General features: G+C 62.9%; 13 protein-coding genes and 1 pseudogene. 5 read left to right on the top strand and 9 right to left on the bottom strand.

Annotated elements, in window-relative coordinates:
• Positions 1-110: 110 nt before the first annotated feature.
• The 3 genes from KQI12_RS09625 to KQI12_RS09615 are packed head-to-tail and all read left to right on the top strand — an operon-like array spanning position 111 to position 3,241.
• A complete protein-coding gene (locus tag KQI12_RS09625; protein WP_216572846.1) occupies positions 111-1,592 on the top strand; it encodes an MBOAT family protein in 1,482 nt (493 codons plus the stop codon).
• A gap of 18 nt (positions 1,593-1,610) precedes the next feature.
• Positions 1,611-2,660 carry a hypothetical protein gene (locus tag KQI12_RS09620; RefSeq protein WP_216572845.1) on the top strand — a complete coding sequence of 350 codons (1,050 nt, stop codon included), beginning with the start codon at positions 1,611-1,613 and terminating at the stop codon, positions 2,658-2,660.
• A 14-nt stretch (positions 2,661-2,674) separates the two neighbouring features.
• A complete protein-coding gene (locus KQI12_RS09615; RefSeq protein WP_371818010.1) occupies positions 2,675-3,241 on the top strand; it encodes a sugar O-acetyltransferase in 567 nt (188 codons plus the stop codon).
• 77 nt (positions 3,242-3,318) lie between these two features.
• On the opposite strand, the pseudogene udk reads toward KQI12_RS09615, so the two are convergent.
• A pseudogene (gene udk, locus KQI12_RS09610) lies at positions 3,319-3,939 on the bottom strand (uridine kinase).
• A 170-nt stretch (positions 3,940-4,109) separates the two neighbouring features.
• Between udk and KQI12_RS09605 the strand changes: the two are divergent.
• On the top strand, positions 4,110-6,098 hold the full coding sequence (locus KQI12_RS09605) for a fructose-1,6-bisphosphatase (RefSeq protein WP_216572843.1): 1,989 nt from the start codon (positions 4,110-4,112) through the stop codon (positions 6,096-6,098).
• Positions 6,099-6,169: 71 nt separating this feature from the next.
• On the opposite strand, the gene KQI12_RS09600 is transcribed toward KQI12_RS09605, so the two are convergent.
• The 4 genes from KQI12_RS09600 to KQI12_RS09585 all read right to left on the bottom strand — a co-directional run bounded on the left by KQI12_RS09600 (position 6,170) and on the right by KQI12_RS09585 (position 11,246).
• Positions 6,170-7,732 (bottom strand): phosphodiester glycosidase family protein, encoded by a 1,563-nt coding sequence (locus tag KQI12_RS09600; RefSeq protein WP_216572842.1) that lies wholly within the window; start codon positions 7,730-7,732, stop codon positions 6,170-6,172.
• A gap of 176 nt (positions 7,733-7,908) precedes the next feature.
• Positions 7,909-8,547: a flavodoxin family protein gene (locus KQI12_RS09595; protein ID WP_216572841.1), complete on the bottom strand. Its 639-nt coding sequence runs from the start codon at positions 8,545-8,547 to the stop codon at positions 7,909-7,911.
• Between the two features lie 216 nt (positions 8,548-8,763).
• The gene (thrS, locus tag KQI12_RS09590) at positions 8,764-10,662 is read right to left on the bottom strand and encodes a threonine--tRNA ligase (RefSeq protein ID WP_371818006.1); all 1,899 of its coding nucleotides are present in this window, start codon (positions 10,660-10,662) and stop codon (positions 8,764-8,766) included.
• Between the two features lie 263 nt (positions 10,663-10,925).
• Positions 10,926-11,246, bottom strand: a complete 321-nt coding sequence (locus KQI12_RS09585) for a LysR family transcriptional regulator substrate-binding protein (RefSeq protein WP_256445867.1) — start codon at positions 11,244-11,246, stop codon at positions 10,926-10,928.
• A gap of 28 nt (positions 11,247-11,274) precedes the next feature.
• Between KQI12_RS09585 and KQI12_RS09580 the strand changes: the two genes are divergently transcribed.
• On the top strand, positions 11,275-11,553 hold the full coding sequence (locus KQI12_RS09580) for a PhzF family phenazine biosynthesis protein (protein WP_216572839.1): 279 nt from the start codon (positions 11,275-11,277) through the stop codon (positions 11,551-11,553).
• A gap of 64 nt (positions 11,554-11,617) precedes the next feature.
• On the opposite strand, the gene eno is transcribed toward KQI12_RS09580, so the two are convergent.
• The 4 genes from eno to pgk all read right to left on the bottom strand — a co-directional run bounded on the left by eno (position 11,618) and on the right by pgk (position 17,165).
• Positions 11,618-12,919 carry a phosphopyruvate hydratase gene (eno, locus tag KQI12_RS09575; protein WP_216572838.1) on the bottom strand — a complete coding sequence of 434 codons (1,302 nt, stop codon included), beginning with the start codon at positions 12,917-12,919 and terminating at the stop codon, positions 11,618-11,620.
• A gap of 167 nt (positions 12,920-13,086) precedes the next feature.
• Positions 13,087-14,607 carry a 2,3-bisphosphoglycerate-independent phosphoglycerate mutase gene (gene gpmI, locus KQI12_RS09570; protein WP_216572837.1) on the bottom strand — a complete coding sequence of 507 codons (1,521 nt, stop codon included), beginning with the start codon at positions 14,605-14,607 and terminating at the stop codon, positions 13,087-13,089.
• A 214-nt stretch (positions 14,608-14,821) separates the two neighbouring features.
• Complete coding sequence (gene tpiA / locus KQI12_RS09565) at positions 14,822-15,598, bottom strand: triose-phosphate isomerase (protein WP_216572836.1); 777 nt, start codon at positions 15,596-15,598, stop codon at positions 14,822-14,824.
• A 373-nt stretch (positions 15,599-15,971) separates the two neighbouring features.
• The gene (gene pgk / locus KQI12_RS09560) at positions 15,972-17,165 is read right to left on the bottom strand and encodes a phosphoglycerate kinase (RefSeq protein WP_216572835.1); all 1,194 of its coding nucleotides are present in this window, start codon (positions 17,163-17,165) and stop codon (positions 15,972-15,974) included.
• Between the last annotated feature and the right edge of the window lie 47 nt (positions 17,166-17,212).

The following is a 17,212-nucleotide window of genomic DNA, read 5'->3' as shown; positions in this document are numbered from 1 at the left end:
CTTCAGTATAGCATCATTTTCGCGATTTGCAAGTAGGAGTCGAAACTGTTCCGGAGTTATGGTATAATGCAGAGGATATATGCCTCGAACGTCCCGACTGGAGGAGCGATATGCTGTTCAACTCTCTGGATTTCCTGATCTTCTTCCCGTTGGTCACACTAGCCTATTTCCTCCTGCCCCACCGGGTGCGCTGGATCTGGCTGCTGGCGACCAGCTACTATTTTTATATGTGCTGGGACCCCCGGTATGCCCTGCTCATGCTCTTCTCCACCGCCGTCACCTTCGTCAGTGGCCTGCTCCTCCAGCGGGCCGGGCAGATATCCGACGGCCGGAAGCGGGAGCGGAGACGGCGGCTCTGGGTGGCCCTGAGCTTCCTCATCAACTTGTCCGTCCTCTTCTTCTTCAAATACTGGGACTTCTTCTGGAACAATGTGGAGGCCCTTTTGGCCCTGGCGGGGCTGACCATGCGCAAGCCGGTGTTCGATGTGGTCCTGCCGGTGGGCATCTCCTTCTATACCTTCCAGGCCCTGAGCTACACCATGGACGTCTACCGGGGCGAGATCCCTGCCGAGCGGAACTTCTTCCGCTATGCCCTCTTCGTCTCCTTCTTCCCCCAGCTGGTGGCCGGGCCTATCGAGCGCTCCAAGAACCTGATCCATCAGGTCCACGAGCGCCACGAGTTCCGGGCCGACCGGGCCCGGGACGGGCTCCTGCTCATGCTGTGGGGCCTGTTCCAGAAGATGGTCATCGCCGACCGGGTGGGCATTTTGGTGGACCAGGTCTTCGACCACTACCAGACCATGCCGGCCTGGGCGCTGGCGCTGGCCACGGTCTTCTTCGCCTTCCAGATCTACTGCGACTTCGGAGGTTACTCCAACACCGCTATCGGCGCGGCCCAGGTGCTGGGCTTCTCCCTGATGGAGAACTTCCGTCAGCCCTACCTCTCCCGCTCCTGCGCCGAGTTCTGGCGGCGGTGGCACATCTCCCTGTCCACCTGGTTCCGGGACTATCTCTACATCCCCTTGGGCGGCAACCGGAAGGGGAAGCCCCGGAAGTGGCTCAACACCATGATCACCTTCACCGCCTCCGGTCTGTGGCACGGGGCCAACTGGAGCTATGTGGTATGGGGCGGTCTGAATGGCCTCTTCCAGGTGATCGGCGATGCTCTCCGTCCCGCCCGGGAGCGGCTCTCCGCTGCCCTCCATGTGGACCGGGAGGCCCTGCCCTGGCGGCTCCTCCAGATGGCCGTCACCTTCGTGCTGACCGACTTCGCCTGGCTCTTCTTCCGAGCCCCCTCGTTCCGGACGGCGGTGGACATCCTCCGTTCCGTCCTCTCTGGCGGCGTCCCGGCGGGCGCTGACTTCTCTCTTGGACTGGAGGCCCCAGAGCTATGGGCTATGGGGATCTCCCTGCTGGTGCTGGCTGCCGTGGACCTGCTGGGAGAGGCCGGGATCCGAGTCCGGTCTCTGGTGGTCCGGTGCCCCCTGCCCCTCCGCTGGCTCTGCTATCTGCTGGCGGTGTACACCATCCTGATCTTCGGCATCTACGGCCCCGGCTTCTCCGCGGCCCAGTTCATCTATTTCCAATTCTGACGGAAGGAGCGACCAGACTTGATCTCCACGAAAAAATTCCTGCTCAGCGGCCTGGCCCTCCTGCTGATCCTGGCGCTGACCGCCGCGCCGATCACCTGGCTCTTCGCTCGCAAGTCCCTGGATCCCCCCTGGGACATGACCAACAAGATCGGCGGCTTCTACAATGAGCCCCGGGGGGAGTTCACTGTGATGTTCTTCGGCTCCTCTCACATCTACGCCTCTCTCTCCCCGCTGGAGTTGTGGCACGACACCGGCGTGAAGAGCTATGTGTTCGCTACCCAGCTCCAGCCCATGTGGGCCACCTACACCTATGTGAAGGAGGCCCTGAAATACCAGTCTCCCCAGCTCCTCGTGGTGGAGTGCAACATGATGGGCAATGATACGGAATACCACGACGACGGCGTGAACTTCTCCTTCATGGACGACCTGCGCTTCTCCCTCGACAAGATCGCGCTGGCCCGGGTCTCTGCCCCCAAGGGTCAGCGGGCCCCGCTGATCTGGAACTTCATGAAGTACCATGGCCGCTGGGACGAGCTGGAGGACGCCGACTGGGACACCAGACCATCCGGCCTCCACGATCCCTACAAGGGCTATGTGCTCCTGCCCGGCCAGTATGTCCGGCCGGAGACGATCCCCCCGGCCGAAGGCGAGACTGGGGAGCTGACCGAGAAGAACCGATACTGGCTGGAGCAGATCGTCTCCCTGTGCCGGTCCAGAGGGGTGGAGCTCTGGCTGATCAAAGCCCCCTCCAACACCGCCCTGGAGGAGACCCAGCTGGAAAAGATGGCCGCCGTCTCCGGGGAGGCCGCCACACTAGGGGTCCCCTTCGACGACTTCAACGACCGGTATGAGGACATGGGCCTCACGCTGGATGACTTCTATGACCAGCGCCACCTGAACAGCACGGGCGCGGTCAAATTCACCGACTATCTGGCCTATGAGCTGAGCCGCCGCTATCCCGACCTGTTCGTGGATTCCGAAGACCCGGCCTGGGAGGCCGGCTACCAGGCCTACGCCGACGCCCTGTCCGGCGGGGCTGTATCGACACAAGGAGAGGACACGCCATGACCTATCTGGAACTCATGCAGACCGATGCGCCTTATCGCGGGATGGACCGGGAGATGCCCAAGGACCGGCAGGCCATCGCTAAGGAACTGTGCTGGCGCTTCGATCGCACCTCCCCCAGCCAGACGGAGGAGCGCGCCGCGATCCTAAAGGAACTCTTCGGCACCTGTCACCCCCTGACCTTCATCGAGCCCACGTTCCACTGTGACTACGGCTTCAATATCCACACCCATGGGCTGGCGGTGATCAACTACAACTGCACCATCCTGGACACCTCCCCGGTCCACATCGGGGCCAATGCCTTCCTCGCCCCCGGCGTCTGCCTCTCCTGCGTGGGGCACGCCCTCCTGCCCGACCAGCGGGCGGCTGGGCTGTGTACCTCCAGCCCCATCACGCTGGAGGACGACGTTTGGATCGGTGCCAACGCCACGGTCTGCGGCGGCGTCACCATTGGCCGGGGCAGCATCATCGGCGCGGGCAGCGTGGTCACCCGTGACATCCCCGCCGGCGTGGTAGCCGCCGGCGTCCCCTGCCGGATCCTGCGGCCGGTCACCGAGGACGACCGCATCCAGCCCTCCCTCTGAACTGCACGCCCATACGAGACCGCCCCTCCGGGACCTGTTCTCCACAGGCCCGGAGGGGCGTCTTCTGTCTGATGTCCTTACGGCCGGCCTTCCACGTGGCTCCGGATCCGCTCGATGATCATGTCCAGGGCCACCACATTGTGGCCGCCCTCCAGGACGATGATATCGGCGTTGCGCTTGGAGGGCTCTACGAACTGCTCGTGCATGGGCTTCACGGTGGTGAGGTACTGCTCCACCACCGAGTCCAAGGAGCGGCCCCGCTCCTTCACGTCCCGCAGGATGCGCCGGAGGATGCGCACGTCCGCATCGGTGTCCACGAAGATCTTGATGTCCATCAGATCCCGGAGCTCCTTGTTCTCGAAGATCAGGATGCCCTCCACCAGGATGACCTTGGTTGGCTTGACCTCGATGGCGGCGGCGGCCCGGTCGTGGATCGTGTAGTCATAGGTCGGGCACTGGATCGTCTCGCCCCGACGCAGGGCCTGGATGTCCTGGATCATCCGGCCGGTGTCGAAGGCGTCCGGATGGTCGTAATTGAGTCTGCACCGCTCTTCGAAGGGCATATCGCTGTGCTACTTGTAATAATTGTCGTGGTAGAGCACGCTCACGTTCTCCCCGAAGCGCTCCTGGAGCCGCCGGGTCAGGGTGGTCTTGCCTGAGCCGGTGCCGCCGGCGATGCCGATGATCATGGTGTCCATGGTCTCTGCCCCCTATCGTTTCTTTCTTCGACAGTATAACAGAGATCTCCTCCCCCCGCAAGCGGTCCCCCGACCGCTCACGAAAAACTTATCCACTCTCCCCCTCTTGCAACCGCCGCCGGAACGTGGCATAATGGGACCACCTAAATATAGGAAAAGGAGGCTCTCCCATGAAGCCATCGAAGACCTATAGTCCGCAGGATCTGCACTACCTCAAGATGCTGGCCCGGCAGTATCCCACCGTCCAGGCGGCCAGCACGGAGATCATCAACCTCCAGGCGATCCTGAACCTGCCCAAGGGCACGGAGCACTTCATCTCCGACGTCCATGGCGAATACGAAGCCTTCCTCCACATCCTCAACTCCGCCTCCGGCGTGGTGCGGGAGAAGCTGGACAAGCTCTTCGGCACCAGCGTCTCCAAGGCCGAGCTGGACCAACTGGCCACCCTGATCTACTACCCTCGGGAGAAGCTGGAGGAGATCGAGCAGGAGACCGACGATATGCGGGAGTGGTACCGGATCACCTTCCACCGGCTGATCGAGATGTGCCGGGAGGTCAGCTCCAAGTATACCCGCTCCAAGACCCGCAAGGCCATGCCCAAGGAGTATGCCTACATCATCGACGAGCTGATCCACACCCACTACGAAGACAGCGACAAGCGGGACTACTACGAGAAGATCATCTCCACCATCATCGACATCGACCGTGCCTCCAACTTCCTGATCCAGCTCTGCGAGCTGATCAAGCGTCTGGCGGTGGACCACCTCCATCTGGTGGGCGACATCTTCGACCGCGGCCCCCGGGCCGACATCATCCTGGACTCTCTGCTGAGCTATCACAGCGTGGACATCCAGTGGGGCAACCACGACGTGCTGTGGATGGGCGCGGCCTCCGGCTCCCGGACGTTGGTGGCCACGGTGCTGGCCAACTCTCTGCGCTACAACAACCTGGAGGTCATCGAGACCGGCTACGGCATCTCCCTGCGCCCCCTGTCCGTGTTCGCCAACGAGGTGTACAAGGACTGCGACATCCACCGCTTCACCGTCAAGCTCACCAACGAGGACGAGGCCCACTACACCGAGAAGGACAAGCTCCTGGCCGCCCGGATGCACAAGGCCATCACCATCATCCTTTTCAAGCTGGAGGGCCAAAAGATCCTCCGCAATCCGGACTTCCACATGGATGACCGGCTCCTGCTGGACAAGATCGACTATGAGAAAAAGTCCATCTGCCTGAACGGCGTGGACTACCCGCTGGAGGACACCGACTTCCCCACCGTAGACCGGAACGACCCCTATGCCCTCACCCCCGAGGAGGACGCGCTGATCGACCAGCTCACCGCCTCCTTCCAGCACAGCGAGAAGCTCCAGCGGCACATCCGCTTCCTGTACTCCAAGGGAAGCCTGTACAAGGTGTTCAACGGCAACCTGCTCTTCCACGGCTGTATGCCCATGACGGAGGATGGCGGTCTGCTCACCTTCAGCTTGGGCGGGCAGAAGCTGTCCGGAAAGGACTTCCTGGACTATGCCGACCTGACGGCCCGCCGGGCTTATTACAGCCGTCCCGGCTCCCCGGAGCGGCAGTTCGGCATGGACTTCCTGTGGTTCCTGTGGGCGGGCCGGAACAGCCCGATCTTCGGCCGGGACCGGATGACCACCTTCGAGCGGCGGCTCATCCTGGACGAGTCCACCTGGACCGAGCCCAAGAACCCCTACTACCAATTCTACAACGACCCCGCCGTCTGCGACGCGATCCTGAAGGACTTCGGTCTGGAGGGCCCCCACTGCCACATCATCAACGGCCATATCCCCGTCAAGTCCAAGAAGGGCGAGAGCCCCATGAAGGCCGGCGGCAAGCTGCTGGTGATCGACGGCGGCTTCTGCAAGGCCTATCAAAAGACCACCGGCATCGCGGGCTATACTCTGATCTACAACTCCGCCTGCTTCCGTCTGGTGTCCCATGAACCCTTCGTTGGCCGGAAGAACGCTATCCGGGAAAATCAGGACATCGCCTCCACCTCTGTGGTGTTCGAGCGGCTGGAGTCCCGGATGAAGATCGCGGGCACCGATGTGGGCCGTCAGCTCCAGGAGCAGATCGACGACCTGATGGCCCTGCTCTCCGCCTTCCGCAGCGGCGAGATCGCTGAAGACCACCGGTAAGCGGTCCACCCACACCGAATAGATATCCCCCGCCGGATCTCCGGCGGGGGATATCTGCATCTTAGGGCGGATCACTGGTCTACGAACACCTGAAGGGTGGTGACCAGAGCGCGGCCGGGGGCGGCCAGGGTCTGTCCCTTGTAGTACATGGCGGTGGAACCGCCGCCGTCCAGATTAACGGCGTCCACACAGCCCAGCTTGAGCATGAGCTCCCGCATCTGCTGGATGGTGGCGGATGAGACGCTGACCAGCAGGAGCTTCCCGTTGGCGGTGCTCCCCACAGCGGTCCGTGGGGCGGAGCTGGTGGTGAAGCGGCTGTCCTTGGCATAGGCGGGCTCCACATAGGTCTCGATCTTGCCGTCTTTCACCAGGCGGGGCGCGCCGGAGACGATCGTCTGCACCCCGTCCAGCGTGAAGCCCTCTGCGTCGGCCTGATAGAGATAGGGCTCCACGACTACCTTCCGTCCCATCTCCGGGACCCGGTAATAGTCGGTCTTGGTGACCTCCTGACTGGAGTAAAGCAGGAAGCCGTTGGAGGGGATCGCCACAGTCTGTCCGGCCGACACGGCCTGATAGCCGGTGGTGACGCCGTTCGTCACCGTGAGGACCACGCCGGGATAGTCGATCGTGATGCTCTTGCCCCGGGCGTGGGTATAGACCACTGACTGGTTCTTGAACTGCTTGGTGACGTTGAGTTCGAAGCCCGCCCACTGCTGGGCAGTGCCCTCGTCCACAGTCTTGACCCGGAAAAACACGGCGGGCCGGCCGTAGCGCATCTCTCCGGTGGAGGTGATGCCCAGTGCCGAGTGGCCGCTGCTGCCGTAGACGAATTGACCGTTGACCATCACATGGCCGATGGGATCCTTCACGGTCTGATAGGCCTCGAAAAAGTTGGCGTTGATGACCGCCGTGGCCCCGGATGCCTTGCAGATGTCGCTAAAGCCCCTCGTGGCGTTCAGCATCCCCCAAGGCACATTGGCCTTCACGCTCACCCGGGGATCGGTCATATCCACGGTGATGACCTTGGCGCTCACCGTACCGGAGGCCAGCTTATACGACTGTGCGGTCAGCGTAGTGGCCTCGCCTCTGGGTCTGGTCTTTTCTACCAGCGTCCTGACCTGACTCATGGAGGTGAGGGTGCCGGTGTCCAGATCCCCGTCGGCCACTACCACGATCCTGTTGGTGGGCTCATACCCCACCTTCAGGCCCAGGCTCTCGCTGACGAAGCGGACGGGCACGAAAGTCCTGTTGTTCATGGCCTTAGCGGGGACGTCCAGCGCCACGGCCTCGCCATCCACCAGCGCAGTGGTGGAGCCCAAACTCAGCTCCACCTCGGTGCCGTTCAGACTGCACCGGACACCGCCGGTCTCAGGTACCCACTGGGCCGTCCCGCCGAAGGCCGCCAGCACCCGGCTGATCGGCACCAGAGTCCGACCGCCTTCCGCCACCGGGGAGACCTTATCGCTCTGCTGGTCCAGCTGACTCATCTCGGTCCCCATCACACACCAGGGGCTTCCGATCTTCATGGCCACCACCTTGGTGGGTGCGGCGGCCGCCGCGCCGGGCAGGAGGGATGCCGCCATCACTGCCGACATGATCAGTGTTCCGACCCGTTTCCGGAGATCCATCTTCATCGAGTCCACGTCCTCTCTCTGAAATGATCGTTTACGATAGTTCCATCATACGCCGCCGTCCTGCCCCTGTCAATATCCGTCGTGGAGAAACAGTTTGTGCTGAAAACGATAAATATCCCGGCCCCGCCGAAGGGCGGAGCCGGGATATCACGATGTATATGGGGGGACGACTGGCCTTACACCTGCGTACGGCCCAGCTTCAGGGCTTTGGCCACCTGAGCGACCTTCTTGCCCAGGGTGCGGCAGTTGGCGATGCCGTCTGGGTCATCGATGGTGCCGGAGCCGTCGCCGGGGCTCCACAGCATAGCGCCGCCGTAGATGCCGCCGCCGCAGGTACACACGTTGATGCCATGGGTGGCGAAGATGTTGGTGATGGAGCGGATCACGTTCTCCTGACCGCCGTTCCGGGTGCCGCCCACCGTGATGGCCGCGCCGGCCTTATACTGGAAGAACTCAGGATCGTCCACGCTCAGTTTCCAGGAGGAACGGAAGCGGCTGTAGAACTGGGCCAGCTGGGCGGTGACGTTCATGTCGTACACCGGGCTGCCGATGATGATGCCGTCGGCCTGGAAGAATTTGTCGTACAGCTCGTCCATATCATCATGGAACACGGTACAGCGGTCCGCATCGTCCCGCAGACACTTGTTGCAGTGGATACAGGGGGCGATCTTCCGCCGGAAGAGCTCCACCAGCTCGACCTCTACGTCCGCGACCTCCTGAGCGCCCTCCATGGCGGCCTGCATACCGACATACAGCGCGGAGCGCGTCTTGGGGCGGGGGCTTCCGCTGATCAAAAGGATCTTGGTCTTGTCCATCTGTGTTCCCAACCTTTCTCTGTTCGCTGATCGCTCAGCATTCACGCCTGAACGGCGAAGTCTTAATATGAGTATACGCCATGTTTGTCAAAAAATCAAGGTCTCTCCGCCAGTATCTTAGCGAAAGTTTCCACATCCTCCCCCAGCCCGTGCAAAAACTGCCCCCGCCGGAAGGACCGGCGGGGGCAGACTCACGTCCATTCCGGGAGCAGGGCCTTACTTGATGGCCTTGGTGTCCACTTCCTCCTTGAACTTGGCGATGAACTCGTCCAGAGACATGACGCCCTCATCAACGCCGGTGCGATGGCGCACAGCCACGGTGCCGGCTTCGGCCTCCTTGTCGCCCACCACCAGCATATAGGGGATCTTCTCCAGGGTGGCCTCGCGGATCTTCTTGCCGATCTTCTCGTTGCGCAGGTCGGTCTCCACGCGATAGCCCTGCTCCTCCAGCTTCCCGGCGATCTGCTCGGCGTATGCGGCGGCGCGGTCGGTGATGGGCAGGATCTTGACCTGCGTGGGAGCCATCCAGGCGGGCAGGGCGCCGGCGTACTCCTCCAGCAGATAGGCCAGGGTGCGCTCGTAGCAGCCCAGAGAGGTGCGGTGGATGATATAGGGGGTCTTTTTCTGGCCGTCCACATCCACATACTCCATACCGAACTGCTTGGCCAGGAGCATATCGATCTGGATGGTGACCAGAGTGTCCTCCTTGCCATAGACGTTCTTGTACTGGATATCCAGCTTGGGGCCGTAGAAGGCCGCCTCGTCGATGCCGATGGTGTACTTCACGTCCAGGTCGTCCAGGATCTGGCCCATGACCCGCTGGGCCTCCTCCCACTGCTCCTTGGTGCCCTCGTACTTGTTGTTGGGGTTGGCGGGATCCCACTGGGAGAAGCGGAAGGTACACTTGTCCAGCAGGCCCACGGTGCCCAGACAGTACTTGGCCAGGTCCAGACAGCCCTTGAACTCCTCCTCCAGCTGCTCAGGACGGAGGATCAGGTGGCCCTCAGAGATGGTGAACTGGCGGACCCGGATCAGGCCGTGCATCTCACCGGAGTCCTCATTGCGGAACAGGGTCGAGGTCTCGCCCAGGCGCATGGGCAGGTCCCGGTAACTGCGGCCCCGGTTCAGGAACACCTGATACTGGAAGGGACAGGTCATGGGACGGAGGGCGAAGCACTCCTTGGTCTCATCGTTGGGGTCGCCCAGGACGAACATGCCGTCCAGATAGTGGTCCCAGTGGCCGGAAATCTTATAGAGCTCCCGCTTGGCCATATAGGGGGTCTTGGTCAGCAGATAGCCCCGCTTCTGCTCTGTGTCCTCCACCCAGCGCTGGAGGAGCTGGATGACCCGGGCTCCCTTGGGCAGGATGATGGGCAGACCCTGGCCGATCACGTCCACGGTGGTGAAGTACTCCAGCTCACGGCCCAGCTTGTTGTGGTCCCGCTTCAGCGCCTCCTCCTGCTGCTTCAGGTAGGCGTCCAGCTCGTCCTTCTTGGGGAAGGCGATGCCGTAGATCCGCTGGAGCTGCTTGCGGGAGGAGTCGCCGCGCCAATAGGCGGCGTTGCAGGCGGTCAGCTTGATGGCGTTGCCCTTGATCCGGCCGGTGGAGTCCACATGGGGACCGGCGCACAGATCGGTGAACTCGCCCTGCTTGTAGAAGGAGATGACGGCGTCCTCAGGCAGGTCGTTGATGAGCTCCACCTTATAAGGCTCGCCCTTCTCCTCCATGAACTTGACGGCCTCCTCGCGGGGCAGCTCGAAGCGCTCCAGCTTCAGCTTCTCCTTGCAGATCTTCCGCATCTCGCCCTCGATCTTCTCCAGATCCTCAGGGGTGAAGGACTCCTCGCTGTCCAGATCGTAGTAGAAGCCGTTCTCGATGGCGGGGCCGATGGCCAGCTTGGTCTCGGGCCACAGGCGCTTCACGGCCTGCGCCAGGATGTGGGAGCAGGTGTGCCAATAGGTCTTGCGGTATTCAGGGTCTTCGAAGCTGAACGGATCGTTTTTCTTTTCTTCAGACATGACAGTTGACCTCCTAGTCGTTCGGTCGGGGCAAAACAAAAACGCCTCACCCCTGATGCGTGTCAGGGATGAAGCGCAGACGCTCCACGGTCCCACCCTGCTTACGGCCCGCCCGGAAGGGCGTACCGTCGCTCGTGACCGCTGTAACGGGCGGACCCGTCCCGGTTGAGGTCCCGGGCGGCTCGGGAGTGGTAAGAACGCCGTCCCGCACAGGTCCCTTTCACCATACAGGACCCTCTCTGAGCGCGGCCGCAGGCATCTCGTCTCCGTCTCTGCCGATTTGATAGACGTACTATATCACCGCCGCCGGAAAATGTCAAGTGCGCTTGAGCGGCATTTTTGCGTTTTTTGTCATCTCGTCAGAGACAGATGTCTCCCGCTATCCGGTCTGCCGCCACCTCCCGGACGATCGACCGCATGAAGGTCCTGGCCGCCGCAGACAGGGCCCGGCTGTCCTTCATCACCAGCGCTATCGTCCGAGAGATCGGTTCCCGGACCGGACAGACCGCCACGTCATAGGCGGTCTTTTGCAGGACCAGCTCCGCCAACAGGGAATAGCCCAGCCCCTGCTCTACCATGGACAAAATCGAGTAGTCATCGTGCATGGTCAGCCGGACATCAGGCGTGAGGCCCGCCGCCCGGAACGCCTCCAGCGGCTCGCTGTAACACCCCTCCTCCAGCAGGAGAATGGAGCGAGACGTTTAGACCATGAAACAGTATATCATCGACGCATCCACCACAGAGCCGTTCCATGGGGACCCGGCGGCGGTCTGTCTGATGGACCGCTGGCTCCCAGAGGACCCGGTCTGTGGGCGCGGGCACTGCCATGTGGTGCCGATCTGGGCGGAAACACTGGGACAGACCGGGCTGACCGCCTACCAGGCCTCCACCCGGGGCGGCACGCTGTACTGCCGCTATGCGGGAGACCGCACCTATCTAAGCGGGGACGCGGTCCTCTTCGCCGAAAGCGAGATCCATCTCCCCTGAAGATAGGAAAGGGCCGCTGTCCTCCCGGACAGCGGCCCCTTGTGCTTCGTTCGACGATATCCTTTTACTTCAGGTTGAAGAAGGCGTCCTTGCCCAGATACTGGGCCACGTCGCCCAGCTCCTCTTCGATGCGGAGGAGCTGATTGTACTTGGCCACGCGGTCCGTGCGGCTGGGCGCGCCGGTCTTGATCTGGCCGGCGTTGGTGGCCACCACGATGTCGGCGATGGTGGTGTCCTCGGTCTCGCCGGAGCGGTGGGAGACCACGGCGGTGTAGCCCGCCCGGTTGGCCATCTGGATGGCGTCCAGCGTCTCGGTCAGGGTGCCGATCTGGTTGACCTTGATGAGGATGGCGTTGGCGATCTTGTTCTCCAGGCCCATCTTCAGGCGCTCGGTGTTGGTGACGAACAAATCGTCGCCCACCAGCTGGACGCGGCCGCCCAGAGCCTTGGTCAGCATCTGCCAGCCCTCCACGTCGTCCTCGCCCATGCAGTCCTCCATGGAGATGATGGGATAGTTGTCGGCGAACTTCTTCCACATATTGACCATCTGCTGCTTGGTCATGCTCTTCTTGGCCTTGGGCAGGTCATAGCAGCCGGTCTCGGCGTTGTACCAATCGGACACGGCGGCGTCGATGGCGATCATGAAGTCCTCGCCGGGCTTGTAGCCGGCCTTCTCGATGGCGGCCACGATGCACTTGAAGGCGTCCTCATCCTTCTTCAGGTTGGGAGCGTAGCCGCCCTCGTCGCCCACGCCGGCGGCGGGCGTGCCGTTCTCCTTCAGTACGCTCTTCAAGGTGTGGAACACCTCGGCGCACATCCGCAGGGCTTCCTTCCAGCAGCAGGCGCCCACGGGCATGATCATGAACTCCTGGATATCCACGTTGTTGGTGGCGTGAGCGCCGCCGTTCAGGATGTTCATCATGGGGACAGGCAGGGTCTTGGCGTTGGCACCGCCGATATAGTTGTACAGGGACACGCCCAGGCTCTCCGCGGCGGCCTTGGCACAGGCCAGAGAGGCGCCCAGGATGGCGTTGGCGCCCAGACGGCCCTTGTTGGGGGTGCCGTCCAACTCGATCAGAGTCTTGTCGATCTCCACCTGATCCAGCACGTTCATGCCCACCAGAGCCTCAGCGATCTCGGTGTTCACATTGTTCACAGCGGTCAGGACGCCCTTGCCCAGGTAACGGCTCTTGTCGCCGTCCCGGAGCTCACAGGCCTCATGGACACCGGTGGAAGCGCCGGAGGGCACCGCCGCACGGCCCATGGTGCCGTCGTCCAGATAGACTTCCACTTCAACGGTCGGATTGCCGCGGGAATCCAGGATCTCGCGGCCCAGGACGTCAACGATCTCGATGATCTGCTTCATGGGTGATCTGCTCCTTTCTATATGGGAGGGGATCCTCCCCTCCCCGCCGGCCATGCCGGCCCCGTCTGTCCGGTCAGACAGACGGGCTATCTCTGCCCGTTCCCGCCGCAGGGGCGGATGCCGGCGGGAGCCGGCTCGGGGGGCAAACGCAGGTACGCTGGGCCGGCTCAGTTCTCGATCAGAGTGCTCCCGTCCATCTCCTCCGGCTTCGCCAGACCCATCAGGTCCAGCATGGTGGGGGCGATATCGGCCAGGCGGCCGTCCCGGAGCTTCACGTCGGCGCCCACGATATAGAAGGGCACCAGGTTGGTGGTGTGGGCGGTATAGGGAGTCACGCCGTCGCTGTCCAGCATCCGCTCGGCATTGCCGTGGTCCGCGGTGATCAGGGAGACACCGCCCATCTTGGACGTGGCCTCCACCACCTGCTCCACGCACTCATCCACGGCCTCCACGGCCAGACGGGCGGCCTCATAGACGCCGGTATGACCCACCATGTCGCAGTTGGCGAAGTTCAGGATGATCACGTCATAGTTCCCGCTCTCGATGCGCGCCACGGCCTCAGCGGCCACTTCATGGGCGCTCATGTCGGGCTTCAGGTCGTAGGTGGCCACCTTTGGAGAGGGGATCAGGACCCGATCCTCCCCTGGGAACACCTGCTCTGCGCCGCCGTTGAAGAAGAAGGTGACGTGGGCATATTTCTCGGTCTCGGCGATCCGGAGCTGAGTCAGGCCCAGCTTGCTGATATACTCGCCGAAGATGTTCTTCAGCTCCCGATGGGGGAAGGCCACCGACACATTGGGCATAGTGGCGTCATACTCCGTAGTGCAGACGAAGGTCACAGGCAGATAGCCCCGCTTCCGGTCCACATCGCCGAAGCCTGGGTCCACGAAGCACCGGGTGATCTCCCGTGCCCGATCGGGCCGGAAATTGAAGAAGATCACGGAGTCGCCCTCTTCCACCCGGGCATCCTTACAGCAGACCACAGGCTCCACGAACTCGTCGGTGACGCCGGCGTCGTAGGACTTCTGGACCGCCGCCGCGGGGTCTGGCTCGAAGGCGCCCTCGCCGTTGGCCATGGCGTCATAGGCCCGCTGGACCCGGTCCCAGCGCTTGTCCCGGTCCATGGCGTAGTAGCGGCCCATGACCGTGGCGATCTGGCCCACGCCCAGCTCTCGGCACTTGTCCATCAGCTGTTCCACATAGCCCTTTCCGGAGGCGGGCGGCACGTCCCGGCCGTCCAGGAAGCAGTGGACATAGACCTTGGAGAGCCCCCGGCGCTTGGCCATCTCCAGCAGGGCGAAGAGGTGGCTGATATGGCTGTGGACGCCGCCGTCAGAGAGGAGCCCCATCAGATGCAGGGCGCTGCTGCGCTCCTTGCAGTCATCCATGGCCTCGGTGTAGGCGGGGTTCTGGAAGAAGGACCCGTCCTCCACCGCTTTGCTGATGCGGGGCAGGTCCTGGAACACCACCCGGCCGGCGCCGATGTTGGTATGGCCCACCTCGCTGTTGCCCATCTGGCCGTCGGGGAGGCCCACGTCCAGCCCGGAGGCGGAGAGCTTGCAGCCGGGGCAGGAGGCGAAGATCCGGTCCAGATTCGGGGTCCGGGCATTCATGATCGCGTTGCCCTTCTCCTCGCCGCTGAGGCCGAACCCGTCCATGATGATCAGGGTAGTCGGTGTTTTACTCATAGATAAACCTCGGTTCTGATGGATCGAAAATGAAGGATCGTACTCGATGAAGGCCCCCATGCCGGAGGCCGGACTTATCCATCTCTTTTCTCTCTCGGGGCCCACCGGCCCCCAGCGCATCTCTGCCTCACAGGGTCTGCCCTGCGGCAAGGTACCGGCGCGCTTGGGCGCGCCGCAGGCGCGGGCTCGCTCCCGCTCGCCGACGCAGACGACGTTACTGGTCCTGGTTCGCCGCGTTGACGATCTGGACGAAATCGGGGGCCTTCAGCGCCGCTCCGCCGATCAGGCCGCCGTCCACATCGGGCTGGGCTAGCAGCTCATAGGCATTCTTGGCGTTCATGGAGCCACCGTACTGGATGGTCACGGAACGGGCCACACGGGCGCCGTACAGCTTGCGGATCACGGCACGGATGGACTCGCAGACCTCGCCGGCCTGCTCCGCCGTGGCGGTCTTGCCGGTCCCGATGGCCCACAGGGGCTCATAGGCGATGACCACATGGCGCATCTTCTCGGCGGGCACGCCGGACAGGGCGGCCTTGACCTGATAGGAGATCAGATCCATGGTCACGCCCAGCTCCCGCTGCTCCAGGCTCTCGCCCACACAGACGATGGGATAGAGGCCCGCGTCCAGAGCGGCGTGGACCTTCTTGTTGACGGTGAAGTCGGTCTCGTTATAGTAGCTGCGGCGCTCGGAGTGGCCGATGATGACGTACTTCACGCCCAGCTCCTTGAGCATCTCGGCGGAGACCTCGCCGGTATAGGCGCCGTGAGACTCATAATGGACGTTCTCCGCGCCGATGGCCACACGGCTCTCCTTGAAGAGGCGGACGGCGGCGGGGATGTTCACATAGGGTACGCAGAGCACCACTTCGCACCACTTGGGCTTGCCCAGCATGGGCTTGAGCTCCTCCGCGAACGCACGGGTCTCGGACAGGGTCTTGTTCATCTTCCAGTTACCGGCAATGATCGTCTTGCGGTATCTTCTGTTCATGGCTGACAGCCTCCTCAAAATGCTTCATCTGTATCAAAAACGAAGTGCGCGGAGTTCCCGCTTCGTGTGGATCTCCATCTGGCAGACCGCGTTCTGAGCCGACGGTCCAATTTAATCATTTTACGTCTTTTTTCAGACTTGTCAAGCGAATATTTTCATTTTGCGCACTTCTACCCGCAAAAATCGTCTTGACGATCATTTGCCGCGTCCAAACGGGTCAGGCCACGCCGGGCGGCGTCCCCGCAAAGTCCGCTCAGCTCCGTTTCCCGCTCCTGCGGAAAACTTCGCCCGCTCCCTTGCGGCTCCTTTTCCCCACGGGCCCCGCTCCGCTGGGCTCCCGTGGGGCCCCAAGAGTTGCCCGGCCCGAGGCTCTTTACTTATCCAGCAGGCAGGCCACGCCGGGCAGCTCCTTGCCCTCCAGGAATTCCAGAGAGGCGCCGCCGCCGGTGGAGATGTGGGTCATCTTGTCCGCGTAGCCCAGCTGGGTCACGGCCGCGGCCGAGTCGCCGCCGCCCACGATGGTGATGGCATCGGTCTCCGCCAGCGCCTTGGCCATGGCGCGGGTGCCCTCCGCGAAAGCCGGGAACTCGAACACGCCCATCGGGCCGTTCCAGATCACAGTGCCGGCGCCCTTCACCGCGTCGGAGAACTCCTGGATGGTCTTGGGACCGATGTCCATGCCCATGCGGCCCTCCGGGATCGCCATGGTGTCCACCAGCTCCGGCTTGGCGTCGGCGGAGAACTCGGCGGCGCAGAGGGTGTCCGCAGGCAGGAGGAACTTGACGCCCTTCTCCTTCGCCTTGGCCATCATATCCCTGCAGTAATCCAGCCAGTCGGGCTCCAGCAGAGAGGTGCCCACACTGCCGCCCAGTGCCTTGATGAAGGTATAGGTCATGCCGCCGCCCACGATGATGGTGTCGGCGATGTCCAGCAGGTTGTTGATGACGCCGATCTTGGAGGAGACCTTCGCGCCGCCCAGGATCGCCACCAGAGGACGCTTGGGGTCGGCCAGGGCATTGCCCATGATCTCCAGCTCCCGGCCGATCAGGAAGCCGGACACGGCGGGCAGATAGGCCGCCACGCCGGCGGTGGAGGCGTGAGCGCGGTGGACCGTGCCGAAGGCGTCGGACACGTAGATCTCCGCCAGGTCAGCCAGCGCCTTGGCGAAGGCGGGGTCGTTCTTCTCCTCGCCCTTGTCGAAGCGCAGGTTCTCCAGCAGCATGATCTGGCCGGGCTGGAGGGCAGCGGCCTTGGCCTTGGCGTCCGCGCCGATGATGTCCTTGGCAAAAATCACGTCCTGTCCCAGCAGCTCGCTCAGCCGTGCGGCCACAGGAGCCAGGGACAGGGACTCCTTCCACTCGCCCTTAGGCTTGCCCAGATGGGAGCAGGCGATCACCGCCGCCCCCTGCTCCAGCAGATAGCGGATGGTGGGCAGGGCGGCCACGATGCGCTTGTCATCGGTGATCGCGCCGGTGGTCTTATCCTGTGGGACGTTGAAGTCACAGCGGAGGAGGACCTTCTTTCCCTTCACGTCGATGTCTTTCACCGTCTTCTTATCATAATTCATGATGGCGTGCTCCTTTCCGTATTGGCGCTTCTTCCAGCGGGTGGAAC

It is taken from the genome of Pseudoflavonifractor sp. MSJ-37, from assembly GCF_018917965.1.
Classification (GTDB): Bacteria; Bacillota; Clostridia; order Oscillospirales; family Oscillospiraceae; genus Pseudoflavonifractor_A.
The sequence above is the reverse complement of the archived record's forward strand: the minus strand, read 5'-3'. Positions and strand labels throughout refer to the sequence as shown.

What these genes read in the sequence shown, in the direction of transcription:
- KQI12_RS09580 (WP_216572839.1), top strand. Translation starts at nt 11,275, where the DNA reads ATGAAACAGTATATCATCGACGCATCCACCACAGAGCCGTTCCATGGG.
- eno (WP_216572838.1), bottom strand. Translation starts at nt 12,919, where the DNA reads ATGAAGCAGATCATCGAGATCGTTGACGTCCTGGGCCGCGAGATCCTG.
- KQI12_RS09625 (WP_216572846.1), top strand. Translation starts at nt 111, where the DNA reads ATGCTGTTCAACTCTCTGGATTTCCTGATCTTCTTCCCGTTGGTCACA.
- KQI12_RS09615 (WP_371818010.1), top strand. Translation starts at nt 2,675, where the DNA reads ATGCAGACCGATGCGCCTTATCGCGGGATGGACCGGGAGATGCCCAAG.
- KQI12_RS09605 (WP_216572843.1), top strand. Translation starts at nt 4,110, where the DNA reads ATGAAGCCATCGAAGACCTATAGTCCGCAGGATCTGCACTACCTCAAG.
- pgk (WP_216572835.1), bottom strand. Translation starts at nt 17,165, where the DNA reads ATGAATTATGATAAGAAGACGGTGAAAGACATCGACGTGAAGGGAAAG.
- KQI12_RS09595 (WP_216572841.1), bottom strand. Translation starts at nt 8,547, where the DNA reads ATGGACAAGACCAAGATCCTTTTGATCAGCGGAAGCCCCCGCCCCAAG.
- KQI12_RS09600 (WP_216572842.1), bottom strand. Translation starts at nt 7,732, where the DNA reads ATGAAGATGGATCTCCGGAAACGGGTCGGAACACTGATCATGTCGGCA.
- gpmI (WP_216572837.1), bottom strand. Translation starts at nt 14,607, where the DNA reads ATGAGTAAAACACCGACTACCCTGATCATCATGGACGGGTTCGGCCTC.
- tpiA (WP_216572836.1), bottom strand. Translation starts at nt 15,598, where the DNA reads ATGAACAGAAGATACCGCAAGACGATCATTGCCGGTAACTGGAAGATG.